Here is a 14036-nt window from a genome sequence, read left to right on the forward strand (position 1 = left end):
CCGGATCCTTCTGGATCCGGGCTTTCGCGCGTCTTGACTCCGGCAACCGCCGACGGGTACTCAGACAGCAGGGGCTGCCCCTGTTCCCGACGCGGGGCGGCGGTCCACCAGGAGGTGGCGCGTATGGCGGCGTCCACCGAGCACGAGACCCGTGCGCTCCTGCGCGCCCATCTGGCTGCCGCTTCCGGCTACCGCCACCTCACTCGCCACTGTCCGATCTGCCATCGGCTCCTGCGGCTCGCCATGGAGCCCGTGACGGCCTCCCGGACCGCTTCCCCGTCCCGGCCGCCGGTCCTGCGCTCCGGGCGCCAGGACGGCGTCCAGGAAGGCCGGGGGACCCAGGACGAAAGTCCCTCGCCAGGGTGACCAATGGCGAGGCATTCCGCTTCCTGAAGGTGGCAGGCTCGTACTTGGCAAGACTGATGCAGTGTGACGGGAGTCACCGAATGAGTTTTGAGAAGGGGTGACTTTACTCCCTTCCTACAACTGGCGAATTTAATATGTGCAATTGCACCACTCGGATGGGAGTGCCACGAGACCTTCCGAACCGTCCCGGCCCGGCTTCCCCGGGGCGGTCGGGAACAGCCCCGCACAGACCCGCGCAAGCCCGCACGGCACCTCGGCCGGAGCCAACCGGACGCCCGGTTTTCAGCGGCGTCCGAGCCGCCCCGGGCGGCGGGGACGGGGAAGGCATCCGGGGTCGTGGGAGCACAAAAAAGATCGCGCTGGACCCGGCGGAGTCCAGCGCGATCGAACGACGCACCCGTATTGCACAGGTATGGCGCCCGTTGGGGCGGGCGCCCGTCATTTGGAGCTATGGGTGGGCCTGTACGGGTTGGGGGACCCGGAAGCCCAGTTGTGGCGCGGCGACAGGGGTATGTCAGGCCTCGCTGCGCTGCTGCGGAATACCCGCAAGCAGTGCGCGGACCTCTGCCTCGCGGTACCGGCGATGTCCACCGAGCGTGCGGATGGACGTGAGCTTGCCCGCCTTGGCCCAGCGGGTAACCGTCTTCGGGTCCACGCGGAACATCGTGGCAACCTCAGCCGGGGTCAGCAGCGGCTCGGCATCAGGGGTGCGAGCGGTCATGAGCGGCCTCCTCGGGAGAACCGAACCATCTCGGTTCTTTCCTCTAAATTCTGCACCTTGACCCACGTTGCCCGAAATGGCGGACGCGGGCCGAGTCGGTTATAGGACGAACGGCTTGTCCTCGGCACTACAACTACACCATCCGTCCAGCCACGTCGGCCAAACCGATGGAATTGCCCTCCCAGGTGTTCATCAGCGACGGAAGCCGATGGACCATGCCATAGCGGACAGTCACACCACCGTGACGATCAGTCACAGAGCGATCAGGAGTCATCAGACCCCCCATAGCGTGCAATGCCGAGCAATCCGCCCTTAGTTGGACGGATGGAGCCCTCCCCGGACTCCTTGTCCTATTTTGGCACGAGGAGTGGGGAAGGGCGCAAGGGCCCCGTTAGTGCTATCCGTCACGCTTGAGGCAAAGGCCCGGTTCGGGACGTAGGTCCTAGGACCACTGGGGTGCGCTTCCGCCTCTTCATCCTCACGTGCCACACGGGCCACAGGTTCAGACGCGGATGAGGTCCCGTCAGTTCGCGAATTGGCGATCCTTTACCGCCCGCCAGCGCTCCGCCAGCCGCCCGTACGCCTCACTCGCCCCTTCGGCGTCGCCGGCCTGCAGCGCCGTGATGCCCTCGGCCACATCGGCGGCCGAGCGGTCCCCCGCGAGCTGCTCCGCCGGCAGTGCGTGCACCAGACCCGCGTAGTCCAGCTCGACCAGTGCGCGCGGATGGAACTCCTCCAGCCAGCGCCCCACGTCCACGAGCCCCTCGGTCAGCGGCCCTTCGTCCACGGTCTCGCGCAGCGTCTTCAGTGCCCGGGCCAGCCGGCGCCGGGCCTGGACCATCGGCGTCCGGTAGCGCAGCACGGGCGGCTCACCGCCCTCGCCCGCCTCCGCGTACTCCCGCTCCTCGTCGGAGAAGAGCACGAACCAGCGCACCGGGACCTGCCACACCGAGGTGAGGATCCAGGGCCTGGCGTCCGGATTGCGCTCCGCCCACCGCTCATGGTCCGCGACGGCCTGCCCGCGCACCACCGGCGGCAGCACCGCGTCCAGCACCGGCCCGGGGAACATCTCCATCAGCTCGTCCAGCGCCAGCCAGCCGCGCAGCCTGGTCCGCCACGGGCAGACGCACACCACGCCGTCCACCTCGGCGACAAACGCGTCCCCGCTCTCGTGTGCCGGCACTCCGACCGGCGGCGTGGCCACCAAGTCGGCGAGCGAACGGCGTAGTTCGTCCTGGGCCGTAGGGATACGGGATCGCCCTGCGTAACGGGCCCAGTGGGCGCGTTCGGGCTCCGGGAAGGCGGCCAGCGGCTCGTACACCCGGAGGTAGGACGCGTAAGGGACGAGCACTGAAGACACCACCGACATGCAGCAAATCGTGTCATGCCCGTACTCCGCCGGGGGGTGATCCTCGGCACTGGAACAGATCTACGTCCGCGTAGGACTTACGCTCTTGCCCAGTCGGACCGGCCGTGCCGGCCGGTCCGCGGCCCTCCCCACCTTCAGGAGGGTTCTTCCGCCGCTTCGTACTTGGGAGTCACCACAGTGACCGATGTGACCGACGGCGTCCTGCACACCCTGTTCCAATCGGATCAGGGGGGCCACGAGCAAGTCGTGCTCTGCCAGGACCGTGCCAGCGGCCTCAAGGCCGTCATCGCCATCCACTCCACCGCTCTGGGCCCGGCCCTCGGCGGCACCCGCTTCTATCCGTACGCCTCCGAGGAGGAGGCCGTCGCGGATGCGCTGAACCTGTCGCGCGGTATGTCGTACAAGAACGCCATGGCCGGTCTCGACCACGGCGGCGGCAAGGCCGTCATCATCGGGGACCCCGAGAAGATCAAGTCGGAGGAACTGCTGCTGGCCTACGGCCGGTTCGTGGCCTCGCTCGGCGGGCGTTACGTGACGGCCTGCGACGTCGGCACCTATGTCGCCGACATGGACGTCGTCGCCCGCGAGTGCCGCTGGACCACCGGCCGCTCCCCCGAGAACGGTGGCGCCGGCGACTCCTCGGTCCTCACCGCGTTCGGCGTCTTCCAGGGCATGCGGGCCTCCGCCCAGCACCTCTGGGGCGACCCGACGCTGCGTGGCCGAAAAGTGGGGGTCGCCGGGGTCGGCAAGGTCGGTCACCACCTGGTCGAGCATCTGCTCTCGGACGGCGCGGAGGTCGTGATCACGGATGTACGGGAGGAGTCCGTCCGCCGCATCACCGATCAGCACCCCGAGGTCGCCGTCGCCACGGACACCGAGGCGCTGATCCGTACCGAGGGCCTCGACATCTACGCCCCGTGCGCGCTCGGCGGCGCGCTGAACGACAGCTCCGTTCCGGTACTCACGGCAAAGGTGGTGTGCGGCGCGGCCAACAACCAGCTCGCGCACCCCGGCGTCGAGAAGGACCTCGCGGACCGGTCGATCCTGTACGCACCCGACTACGTGGTGAACGCGGGCGGTGTCATCCAGGTCGCCGACGAGCTGCACGGGTTCGACTTCGACCGGTGCAAGGCCAAGGCATCGAAGATCTTCGACACCACGCTCGCCATATTCGCACGTGCGAAGGATGACGGCATTCCGCCGGCCGCCGCGGCCGACCGGATCGCCGAACAGCGAATGGCCGAAGCGCGCCGTAGCTGACGGTAGCGGGGGCGCCACCAGGCGTCCTCGCCTCTTCCTGACTGCCGACCCGCCGACCGGCGAGACAAGACTCACGCCGGTCGGCGGGTCGCATGCCAAGAAGAGGTTAAAATCGCAGTTGACCAGCGAGGACAGGGCGTCTCGCCGGTCCTCTTCCGGGGCGTGTGATGCGGGCGGCGTACCGTATGGCCGCGGAAGCAGGTACCGTTAAAGCCCTACGGGCACGGTCTCTCTGCCGAGAGTCCGTCCTGAAACATGAACGCGTGTCAAGACTCTGGGGCCGTCGAGCCCCGTCACCGAGGGGGTCGAGCCATGGGGCGCGGCCGGGCAAAGGCCAAGCAGACAAAGGTCGCCCGCCAGCTGAAGTACAGCAGCGGCGGGACTGACCTGTCGCGTCTGGCCAATGAGCTGGGCGCATCGCCTTCGAGTCAACCACCGAACGCAGAGCCGTTCGAGGACGACGACGAGGAAGATGACCCGTACGCACAGTACGCGGATCTGTACAACGACGACGAGGACGAGGACGAGGACGATCAGTCCGGTCCGTCGTCACAGCGCCGCGGCGCTTGACCTCGCGCTGACACATCAACCCGGTCCGGGCCTGTCCCGGACCGGGTTCTGTGCTACCCCGATCCGGTCCGGCCGCTCTGGCGGATTCCGGTGTCCTCGACGCTCTCCTCGATCGCCGGACGTGCTGGAATCCCGGCGACCGAGGACTGAGCGGCCACCGGGCTGCCCCGGTGTGCCCGCCCGTGCTTATCGCGCGTACCCGCCGACGAGCTCCGCGCCCGAGGTGTGCGCTCCGCGCTCCGTGATCTCGCCCGCGACCCAGGAATCGACCCCGCGGTCGGCCAGCGTCGTCAGGGCCACGTCCACGGACTCGGCCGGGACGATCGCGATCATGCCGACGCCCATGTTCAGCGTCTTCTCCAGCTCCAGCTGCTCGACCTGACCCGCCTTGCCGACCAGGTCGAAGACCGCGCCGGGCGTCCAGGTGGAACGGTCGACCCTGGCGTGCAGTCCGTCCGGGACGACCCGGGCCAGGTTGTTGGCCAGGCCGCCGCCGGTGACGTGGCTGAAGCCGTGCACCTCGGTCGTACGGGTGAGGGCCAGGCAGTCCAGCGAGTAGATCTTGGTGGGCTCCAGGAGCTCCTCGCCGAGCGTCCGGCCGAACTCCTCGACCTCGCGGTCCAGCGCCCAGCCGGCCCGGTCGAAGACCACGTGACGGACGAGCGAGTACCCGTTGGAGTGAAGACCGGACGACGCCATGGCGATCACGACGTCACCCTTACGGATACGTTCCGGGCCGAGCAGATGGTCGGCCTCGACCACGCCCGTACCGGCGCCCGCGACATCGAAGTCGTCCGGACCGAGGAGACCCGGGTGCTCGGCGGTCTCGCCGCCGACCAGGGCGCAGCCGGCGAGGACACAGCCTTCGGCGATGCCCTTCACGATGGACGCGACACGCTCGGGGTGCACCTTGCCGACGCAGATGTAGTCGGTCATGAAGAGCGGCTCGGCACCGCAGACGACCAGGTCGTCGACGACCATGCCGACGAGGTCGTGGCCGATGGTGTCGTACACGCCCATCTTGCGGGCGAGGTCGACCTTCGTGCCGACGCCGTCGGTGGCGGAGGCGAGCAGCGGACGCTCGTAACGCTTGAGGGCGGAGGCGTCGAAGAGTCCGGCGAAACCGCCCAGGCCGCCAAGGCCCGCGACTTCGGCGCGCTGCGTCTTCTTCACCCACTCCTTCATCAGCTCGACGGCACGGTCGCCGGCCTCGATGTCGACGCCCGCTGCCGCGTAGGAAGCACCTGTTGTCTCAGACATTGCCTGGGATCTTTCGTGTGGAAATACGGGGCTGGTGGCCAGAGGTGTACGGCTGGGCCGTCACGGACGACGCAGTGCGTCGGACGCGGCGGTCGCCGCAGGGCCTGCCGCCAGCTCGGTCTCCAGCAGCTGCTTGCCGAGCAGCTCCGGGTCCGGCAGCTCCATCGGGTACTCACCGTCGAAGCAGGCGCGGCACAGGTTCGGCTTGGCGATCGTCGTCGCCTCGATCATCGCGTCGAGCGAGATGTACGCGAGCGAGTCGGCACCCATCGACGTACAGATCTCGTCGACCGTCATGCCGTTGGCGATCAGCTCGGCGCGGGTCGCGAAGTCGATGCCGAAGAAGCAGGGCCACTTCACCGGCGGGGACGAGATCCGGATGTGGATCTCGGCGGCACCGGCCTCGCGGAGCATCCGGACCAGTGCGCGCTGGGTGTTGCCGCGGACGATCGAGTCGTCGACGACCACCAGGCGCTTGCCCTTGATGACTTCCTTGAGCGGGTTCAGCTTGAGGCGGATGCCCAGCTGGCGAATGGTCTGGGAAGGCTGGATGAAGGTCCGGCCGACGTAGGCGTTCTTGACCAGACCGGCGCCGAACGGGATGCCGCTGGCCTCCGCGTAACCGATGGCGGCGGGCGTGCCGGACTCCGGAGTCGCTATGACCAGATCGGCCTCGGCCGGGGCCTCGGCGGCCAGCTTGCGGCCCATCTCCACCCGGGAGAGGTAGACGTTCCGCCCGGCGATGTCGGTGTCGGGGCGGGCCAGATAGACGTACTCGAAGACACAGCCCTTGGGCTTCGCTTCCGCGAAGCGCGAGGTGCGCAGGCCGTTCTCGTCGATGGCGACGAGCTCGCCCGGCTCGATCTCGCGGACGAAGCTGGCACCGCAGATGTCGAGGGCGGCGGACTCGGAGGCCACCACCCAGCCGCGCTCAAGACGGCCGAGAACCAGCGGGCGGATGCCCTGCGGGTCGCGGGCGGCGTAAAGGGTGTGCTCGTCCATGAAGACGAGGGAGAAGGCGCCCTTCACATCGGGGAGCACCTTTGCGGCGGCCTCTTCGATGGTGAGCGGCTTGCCGTCGTCATCGGTCTGGCCGGCGAGCAGCGCCGTCACCAGATCGGTGTCGTTCGTCGCGGCGACCTGGGTGGCGCGGCCGTCCTTGCGGGGAAGGTCGGCGACCATCTCGGCGAGCTGGGCCGTATTGACCAGGTTGCCGTTGTGACCCAGGGCGATCGAGCCGTGCGCGGTCGCACGGAACGTCGGCTGCGCGTTCTCCCACACCGAGGCACCGGTGGTGGAGTAGCGGGCATGACCGACCGCGATATGGCCCTGGAGCGATCCCAGAGACGTTTCGTCGAAGACCTGCGAGACCAGTCCCATGTCCTTGAAGACCAGGATCTGGGACCCGTTGCTCACTGCGATGCCCGCGGACTCCTGTCCACGGTGCTGCAGGGCATACAGTCCGAAATAGGTGAGCTTGGCGACCTCTTCACCCGGAGCCCAGACACCGAAGACGCCGCAAGCGTCCTGGGGGCCTTTCTCTCCGGGGAGCAGGTCGTGGTTGAGTCGTCCATCACCACGGGGCACGCCACCGAGTGTAGGCGAGATCGACCACTGGTCCGAATTCGGGATACCGGGCCCGAGCACCGGGGAAGCGCTCCCGAGGGCGGTTCGGGGGGCGGTTCGGGCGATCACTCGGAGTGATCGCTTCCGGGTCGCGGTGAGGTGCGGGACGGGGCGCGGACCGGCCGCAGGGCGGCGGTCGCCCGGACCACCGGCCGGTTACCGGCTAGTTCCGGCCACTCGGGGCAGGGGGGTTGCCGGGCCGGATGGTGGCGCTCGGTGAGCCGGTCGACGCTCCGGCGTGGAGTCCGGCCGAACATCCGTTTCGTGGTGAGCCTCACACTCGGGAGCCCGGTATGCGGCCTCTCGGGGGCCTGCGGCGGTGCTGCGGCGGGGTTCCGGCAGCGCTGCCGGGCGACTGGAAGGGAACGAACGCCGGCCTGTTGCCGTACCCGACGGATTCCTGAGTCAGGAGTCAGCCCGTTGTCCCGGGGGCCGATGCGCCGAGTCCCTTGCCGTTCTCCGCGGTGAGGGACAGGGTGCGGTGGTCGATCTCGTACGTCGTCCGGCCGTCCAGGATCGCGAGCAGTTCGCGCTCCGGCTTCATCCGGGGGGCCGGGCACATCATCTTGGTGCCGTCGATCCGGCCGAAGGTGATGGTGGAGCCGGAGACCTTCGCCCGGCCGCGGAAGCTGTTGCAGCCGAAGCTGCCGTGTACGGAGCCGTCCTTGCCGAAGACGATCCGCGCCTTGTCCTGCGCACCCGCGGGCAGCGGCGAGGCGACCGTGCCGGAGACCAGGGTGGTGACCGTCCAGGTGGTGCCGGTGAGCGGGGCCGGGGGCTGCGCCGTGAGGGCGATGGAGTCGCCCTTCTCCGTGGTCAGGGTGAGGGTCTTCTTCGCCATGGCCGCGGTCAGTTTGCCGCCGAACGTGCGGGACATGGCCGCCTCGAACCGCTGGACGTCCTTCTCGCAGGCCATCCCAGTGCTCGTGCCCGGCCCGACGGTGATCGTCTCGCCGTCGATGCGGACATCGGCGGTGAAGTGGTTGCAGCCGTAGTTTCCGGTGGCCCGGCCCTTGGAGTCGATCTCGACACGGGCGTCGGACGGGGCAGCGGTCCGCTTCCCGTCGACCGTCACCGAGTCGACGTCCCAGCGGACACCGGTGACGGGCAGATCGGTCCGCACGGCGCCACCGCCGGCGCCGGACCCGGTCCCGGCGCCCGTCTCCGTACCGCAGGCGGCCAGGGCGAGGAGGGCCAGGACTCCGACGGCCGTACGTTGTTTCCACATGGCCCTGGGACGGTCCGGGCAGTCGTCCGGTTCCCCTCACCCCATCAGGGGCAGCAGCGCGGCGAGGTCGGCCCGCTCGCCGCTGGCGCTGACCTTCGCCGCGTCGAGTGCCTGGGCCCACTCCGTACGCCCCGTGGCGAGCCGGATCCAGGTGAGCGGATCGGTCTCGACGACATTGGGCGGCGTACCGCGTGTGTGCTTGGGGCCCTGGACGCACTGGACGACGGCGAACGGCGGGACACGCACCTCGACCGAGCCGCCCGGCGCCTTCTCCGCGAGGGCGTCGGCGAGCAGCCGGGTACAGGCGGCGAGTGCCTGCCGGTCGTACGGGATGGTGAGGCCGGCTGCCTCGTTCAGATCGTCGGTGTGCGCGACGAGTTCGACGGTACGGGTGACCAGGAAGTCGGCGAGCCGCATCGCACCGACCCGGGTCGGCAGCAGCCGGTCCTCGGGGGCGCCGGGCACCAGCTCCTCGAACCGGCCGGCGACCTCCCCGTACAGCGCGTCCAGGTCCGGACGGTCCGCGGCGAGCGCCTTGGTGTCGTCGGCGATGCGGGCGGCCCGGTCCGCGGTCGAGAACGGCCATTCGAGGAGCGTCAGATCAGGCTTCGGCGAGGCGGGTTCGGGCAGCTCCAGATTCCGCGTGACGTGCGAGAGCGCCATGGTCAGATGGACGGCCAGCTCGCGCACCGTCCAGTCCCCGAGCCGGGTCGGCAGTGCGAGCTGTCCGGGCGTCAGGGCGCGGACGGCTTCCCGGACATGGGCGAACTGCGCCAGGACCGCGGTGCGGGTCCTGACCGGGTCGTAGCGGCGGGCTCGTTTCTGGGACGGCGGCATGGTCCAGGAGCCTAGGGGGTGTCCGGCGGCTCAGGGCCGACCAGGCCCTGAGCCCTGTCCGGCCGGCGGCCTCAGGACCTGGTCGCGAAGTCGCGGAGCCCCTTGTCGAGCAGGTCGAAGCCGCGCTCGGCGAGCGCGACGGCATCCGGCGCGACCGCATCGGCCGACTCCCCCGCCAGCAGCCGCAGCTGGTTCGCGTGGATGAGGGCGTTGCGGGTGCCGATCAGCTGGGTGGCCGCGATCCGGGAGATGGACGGCTCCTCCCCCTCCTCGACCAGGACTTCGGCGAGCAGACCGAAGGAGCGCATGGAGAACGCATGGGCCCGGATGAGCAGTGCCGGGGTCTCCTGAATCAGCCGTCGCAGTCCGAGCACCACCGGTGCGTCGCTCATCCCGGCCGAGGGGTCACGGGCCTCGATGGCTGCCAGGAACTGACACCGCACGGCGGCCGCCGCGGACTCACCGGGGGCCCGCTCCCGTACCACCCGTGCGACATCGCCGACGTGCTCCTCCATGGGAGCGAGGACCAAGTCCTCCTTGCCGGCGAAGTAGTTGAAGACGGTCATCTTCGACACCTCGGCCGCCTCGGCGATCTCGGCGACCGAGACCTTGTCGAAGCCGCGCTCGGCGAAGAGCTCGGTGGCCGCGGTCAGCAGACGGTGTCGCGTCTGGAGCTTCTTGCGCTCGCGCAGGCTCATCCCCTCAGTCATGGCGTCACTGTACCAGGATGAAGATTAATCTCGGATTAAATATTGACCAGATATATTTTTATGGCATGGTGGTGCGCCCACAGCGGCGCCACGCCGCTGTGGAGGGGAGTCCCGTCATGTCCGCAGCCATGACCCACCGTCAGCGCGCCATCGGCTTGATGCTCCGCATCGCCACGATCCTGCTGGCCGTGCTCGACACGAACATCGTTTCGTCGGCGACCGTGCCGATCGTCCGCGATCTCGATCCGGCGCACGGCGTCGACAAGATCCCCTCGCGCGGCGCCCGGTCCGTACTCAGCCGGGTGTACACGGCCCGCGGGCCGGGCGGCACGACCAGCACCATCGGCCGGCTGACCGGCCACTCCCACCAGCAGGCGATGGCCGCCTTCGCCGCCTCGACGAACGTCGTCTTCCGGTCCGCGACCGGCGTGATGCTCCTGGCAGCCGTCCTGGCGACCCGGCTGCCCGCACGCCGTGAGCCGGACCGGGCGGCTCGGGAACAGCCGCCCGCGCCGGTGGCGGCCTCGGCCTGAGCCCTGCTCGTACCGCCGGAGGTGAATGCCTGCCCATTCGGCAGAACGCCACCACCCCGCCGGTGGACGGAATTCCACGGGTCAGAAATGCACATGCGGCCAGCGGAATTCCCAGAGCTCCGGATCCGCCGAACCGGACGAAACGAGGACGGCCCCGCCCATGAACCGGGCGGGGCCGTCCTCGATCAGGATCAGGCGTCAGGCGAGCAGACCCGGAATGGTCTCCTCGTGCGCCGTGCGCAGCTCGCTCAGCGGAATGCTGAACTCGCCCTGGATCTCGATCTCCTCGCCGTCCACGACACCGATACGGGTGACGGGCAGACCCCGCGCCCCGCACATGTCGTTGAAGCGGAGCTCCTCGCTGCGCGGAATCGAGACGACCGCGCGCCCCGCCGACTCCGAGAAGAGGAAGGTGAACGCGTCCAGACCGTCCGGCACGACCAGCCGGGCACCCTTCCCACCACGGAGGCAGGACTCGGTGACCGCCTGGATCAGACCGCCGTCGGAGAGGTCGTGCGCCGCGTCGATCATGCCGTCGCGGGACGCCGAGATCAGGATCTCGCCGAGCAGCTTCTCGCGGCCCAGGTCGACCTCGGGCGGCATGCCGCCCAGGTGGTCGTGGATGACCTCGGACCAGGCCGAGCCGCCGAACTCCTCACGCGTGTCGCCCAGCAGGTAGAGGAGCTGGCCCTCTTCCGCGAAGGCGACCGGCGTACGCCGGGTGACATCGTCGATCACACCGAGCACGGCCACGACCGGCGTCGGGTGGATCGCCGTCTCACCGGTCTGGTTGTACAGCGACACATTGCCGCCGGTGACCGGGGTGCCCAGCTCCAGGCAGCCGTCCGCGAGACCACGGGTGGCCTCGGCGAACTGCCACATGACGTCCGGGTCCTCGGGCGAACCGAAGTTCAGGCAGTCCGAGATCGCGAGCGGCTTGGCGCCGGAGGCGGCGACATTGCGGTACGACTCCGCCAGCGCGAGCTGTGCGCCGGTGTACGGGTCGAGCTTGGCGTACCGGCCGTTGCCGTCGGTCGACATGGCCACGCCCAGGTTCGACTTCTCGTCGATCCGGACCATGCCGGCGTCCTCGGGCATCGCGAGCACGGTGTTGCCCTGCACGAACCGGTCGTACTGGTCCGTGATCCACGCCTTCGAGGCCTGGTTCGGGGAAGCGACCAGCTTGAGAACCTGCTCGCGCAGCTCGGCGCCGTTCGCCGGACGGGCGAGCTTGTTCGCGTCGTCGGCCTGCAGCGCGTCCTGCCAGGACGGGCGGGCGAACGGGCGGTGGTACGTCGGACCCTCGTGGGCGACGGACCGCGGCGGCACGTCCACGATCTGCTCGCCGTGCCAGAAGATCTCCAGCTGGGAGCCCTCGGTCACCTCACCGATGACGGTGGCGATGACGTCCCACTTCTCGCAGATCTCCAGGAAGCGCCCGACGTGCTGCGGCTCGACGATCGCGCACATGCGCTCCTGCGACTCGCTCATGAGGATTTCCTCGGGCGAGAGGGAGGAGTCGCGCAGCGGCACGGTGTCCAGCTCGACGCGCATACCGCCGGAGCCCGCGGAGGCCAGCTCGGACGTGGCGCAGGAGAGCCCGGCGCCGCCGAGGTCCTGGATGCCCGCGACGAGCTTCTCCTTGAAGATCTCCAGGGTGCACTCGATGAGGAGCTTCTCCTGGAACGGGTCGCCGACCTGGACGGCCGGGCGCTTCGCCGGGCCGGTCGACTCGAAGGTCTCCGAGGCCAGCACGGAGACGCCGCCGATGCCGTCGCCGCCGGTGCGGGCGCCGTAGAGGATCACCTTGTTGCCGGGGCCGGAGGCCTGGGCCAGGTGGATGTCCTCGTGCTTCATCACGCCGATGCAGCCGGCGTTGACCAGCGGGTTGCCCTGATAGCAGGCGTCGAAGACGACCTCGCCGCCGATGTTCGGCAGACCCAGGCAGTTGCCGTAGCCACCGATACCGGCGACGACGCCCGGCAGGACGCGCTTGGTGTCGGGGTGGTCGGCCGCGCCGAAGCGCAGCGGGTCGACGACCGCGACCGGGCGGGCACCCATGGCGAGGATGTCGCGGACGATGCCGCCGACGCCGGTCGCCGCGCCCTGGTAGGGCTCGATGTACGAGGGGTGGTTGTGCGACTCGACCTTGAAGGTGACCGCGTAACCCTGACCGACGTCGACCACACCGGCGTTCTCGCCGATGCCGACGAGCATCGCGTCGTTGACGGGGACCTTCTCGCCGAACTGCTTGAGGTGGACCTTGCTGCTCTTGTACGAGCAGTGCTCGGACCACATCACGGAGTACATGGCGAGCTCGGCGCCGGTGGGACGGCGGCCCAGGATCTCGCGGATCCGGGCGTACTCGTCCTCCTTGAGGCCGAGATCCTTCCAGGGCTGCGCGACGTCCGGGGTCTCGGCCGCGTGCTTGACCGTATCCAGGCTCATGCGTTGACCAGCTTCTTGATGATCGAGGTGAAGAAACCGAGGCCGTCGGTACGACCGGTTCCGATCAGCGGCTCGACGGCGTGCTCCGGGTGCGGCATCAGGCCGACGACATTGCCCGCAGCGTTGGTGATGCCGGCGATGTCGCGCAGCGAGCCATTGGGGTTCCTGTCCAGGTAGCGGAAGGCGACCCGGCCCTCCGCCTCCAGCTCGTCGAGCACGCGCTCGTCGGCGACGTAACGCCCGTCCATGTTCTTGAGCGGTACGGAGATCTCCTGGCCCGCGGAGTAGTCCGAGGTCCAGGCGGTCTCCGCGTTCTCGACGCGCAGCTTCTGATCGCGGCAGATGAAGTGCAGGTGGTTGTTCTGCAGCATCGCGCCGGGCAGCAGATGCGCCTCGGTCAGGATCTGGAAGCCGTTGCAGATACCGAGGACCGGCATCCCGGCCCGCGCGTTCTCGATGATCGTCTCCATGACCGGCGAGAAGCGGGAGATGGCTCCGGCCCGCAGATAGTCGCCGTAGGAGAAGCCGCCCGCCAGGATGACCGCGTCGACCTGGTGCAGGTCCTTGTCCCGGTGCCACAGCGATACGGGTTCGGCGCCCGCGACCCGTACGGCCCTCAGGCTGTCCCGGTCGTCGAGCGTGCCGGGAAAGGTGACGACTCCGATGCGAGCAGTCACTTCGACTCCTCGGCCTTCTCCACCTTCACGGTGAAGTCCTCGATGACGGTGTTGGCGAGGAAAGTCTCGGCCATCTCGTGAATACGGCTGAGGGCGGCGTCGTCGACCGGCCCCTCGACCTCGAGCTCGAAACGCTTTCCCTGACGTACGTCCGCGATTCCCTCGAAGCCGAGACGGGGCAGTGCACGCTGCACCGCCTGTCCCTGCGGGTCGAGGATCTCCGGCTTGAGCATGACGTCGACTACGACGCGTGCCACTGGCACTCCCGGTGGTGGTGTGGTGCGGCTGTTTCTCCGGGGGGCTCCCCAGACCCCCGCAGGTTCCCTCAGCCTACCTGCCCAGAAATTCTACGCGGGTAGATATCGAGCGCCCTTGATCACGCCCAGATATCGGCGGTGACAACACACGGGGAAAGTCCTGCAAAAAAAATC

14 protein-coding genes are annotated in these 14036 nt (G+C 68.9%); 4 read left to right on the plus strand and 10 right to left on the minus strand.

The annotated features are described in order from the left end of the window. Positions 1-123: 123 nt before the first annotated feature. Positions 124-366 carry a DUF6274 family protein gene (locus tag ACGFU7_RS33445; RefSeq protein WP_393700882.1) on the plus strand — a complete coding sequence of 81 codons (243 nt, stop codon included), beginning with the start codon at positions 124-126 and terminating at the stop codon, positions 364-366. Between the two features lie 514 nt (positions 367-880). On the opposite strand, the gene bldC is transcribed toward ACGFU7_RS33445, so the two are convergent. Both bldC and ACGFU7_RS33455 read right to left on the minus strand, forming a co-directional pair. Next, the gene (gene bldC, locus ACGFU7_RS33450; RefSeq protein WP_003949541.1) at positions 881-1087 is read right to left on the minus strand and encodes a developmental transcriptional regulator BldC; all 207 of its coding nucleotides are present in this window, start codon (positions 1085-1087) and stop codon (positions 881-883) included. Positions 1088-1610: 523 nt separating this feature from the next. Next, entirely contained in the window at positions 1611-2456 is an 846-nt protein-coding gene (locus ACGFU7_RS33455) for a hypothetical protein (RefSeq protein WP_393700884.1), read from the minus strand. 177 nt (positions 2457-2633) lie between these two features. On the opposite strand from ACGFU7_RS33455, the gene ACGFU7_RS33460 reads away from it, so the two are divergent. Together ACGFU7_RS33460 and ACGFU7_RS33465 are read left to right on the plus strand one after the other, a co-directional pair. Further along, positions 2634-3716 (plus strand): Leu/Phe/Val dehydrogenase, encoded by a 1083-nt coding sequence (locus ACGFU7_RS33460; RefSeq protein WP_393700886.1) that lies wholly within the window; start codon positions 2634-2636, stop codon positions 3714-3716. 312 nt (positions 3717-4028) lie between these two features. Further along, on the plus strand, positions 4029-4286 hold the full coding sequence (locus ACGFU7_RS33465) for a DUF3073 domain-containing protein (RefSeq protein WP_030929682.1): 258 nt from the start codon (positions 4029-4031) through the stop codon (positions 4284-4286). Positions 4287-4472: 186 nt separating this feature from the next. Here ACGFU7_RS33465 and purM read toward each other — a convergent pair whose 3' ends face one another. From purM to ACGFU7_RS33490, 5 genes are all read right to left on the minus strand, one after another. Beyond that, on the minus strand, positions 4473-5546 hold the full coding sequence (purM, locus tag ACGFU7_RS33470; RefSeq protein ID WP_393700888.1) for a phosphoribosylformylglycinamidine cyclo-ligase: 1074 nt from the start codon (positions 5544-5546) through the stop codon (positions 4473-4475). Positions 5547-5606: 60 nt separating this feature from the next. Beyond that, on the minus strand, positions 5607-7133 hold the full coding sequence (gene purF / locus ACGFU7_RS33475; protein WP_393700890.1) for an amidophosphoribosyltransferase: 1527 nt from the start codon (positions 7131-7133) through the stop codon (positions 5607-5609). A 451-nt stretch (positions 7134-7584) separates the two neighbouring features. After that, positions 7585-8400 carry an META domain-containing protein gene (locus ACGFU7_RS33480; protein ID WP_393700892.1) on the minus strand — a complete coding sequence of 272 codons (816 nt, stop codon included), beginning with the start codon at positions 8398-8400 and terminating at the stop codon, positions 7585-7587. Positions 8401-8436: 36 nt separating this feature from the next. Next, a complete protein-coding gene (locus ACGFU7_RS33485) occupies positions 8437-9237 on the minus strand; it encodes a sterol carrier family protein (RefSeq protein WP_393700894.1) in 801 nt (266 codons plus the stop codon). Between the two features lie 71 nt (positions 9238-9308). Beyond that, positions 9309-9947 (minus strand): TetR/AcrR family transcriptional regulator, encoded by a 639-nt coding sequence (locus ACGFU7_RS33490; protein WP_393700896.1) that lies wholly within the window; start codon positions 9945-9947, stop codon positions 9309-9311. Positions 9948-10063: 116 nt separating this feature from the next. Between ACGFU7_RS33490 and ACGFU7_RS33495 the strand changes: the two genes are divergently transcribed. After that, positions 10064-10480 (plus strand): hypothetical protein, encoded by a 417-nt coding sequence (locus tag ACGFU7_RS33495; protein ID WP_393700933.1) that lies wholly within the window; start codon positions 10064-10066, stop codon positions 10478-10480. A 198-nt stretch (positions 10481-10678) separates the two neighbouring features. On the opposite strand, the gene purL is transcribed toward ACGFU7_RS33495, so the two are convergent. The 3 genes from purL to purS are packed head-to-tail and all read right to left on the minus strand — an operon-like array spanning position 10679 to position 13862. Then, on the minus strand, positions 10679-12928 hold the full coding sequence (gene purL / locus ACGFU7_RS33500) for a phosphoribosylformylglycinamidine synthase subunit PurL (protein WP_393700897.1): 2250 nt from the start codon (positions 12926-12928) through the stop codon (positions 10679-10681). Continuing rightward, positions 12925-13605 (minus strand): phosphoribosylformylglycinamidine synthase subunit PurQ, encoded by a 681-nt coding sequence (purQ, locus tag ACGFU7_RS33505; RefSeq protein ID WP_393700899.1) that lies wholly within the window; start codon positions 13603-13605, stop codon positions 12925-12927. The genes purL and purQ overlap by 4 nt, the downstream gene beginning before the upstream one ends. Then, the gene (gene purS / locus ACGFU7_RS33510; RefSeq protein WP_176729353.1) at positions 13602-13862 is read right to left on the minus strand and encodes a phosphoribosylformylglycinamidine synthase subunit PurS; all 261 of its coding nucleotides are present in this window, start codon (positions 13860-13862) and stop codon (positions 13602-13604) included. The genes purQ and purS overlap by 4 nt, the downstream gene beginning before the upstream one ends. Between the last annotated feature and the right edge of the window lie 174 nt (positions 13863-14036).

This window comes from Streptomyces sp. NPDC048473, assembly GCF_043200155.1.
Classification (GTDB): domain Bacteria; phylum Actinomycetota; class Actinomycetes; order Streptomycetales; family Streptomycetaceae; genus Streptomyces.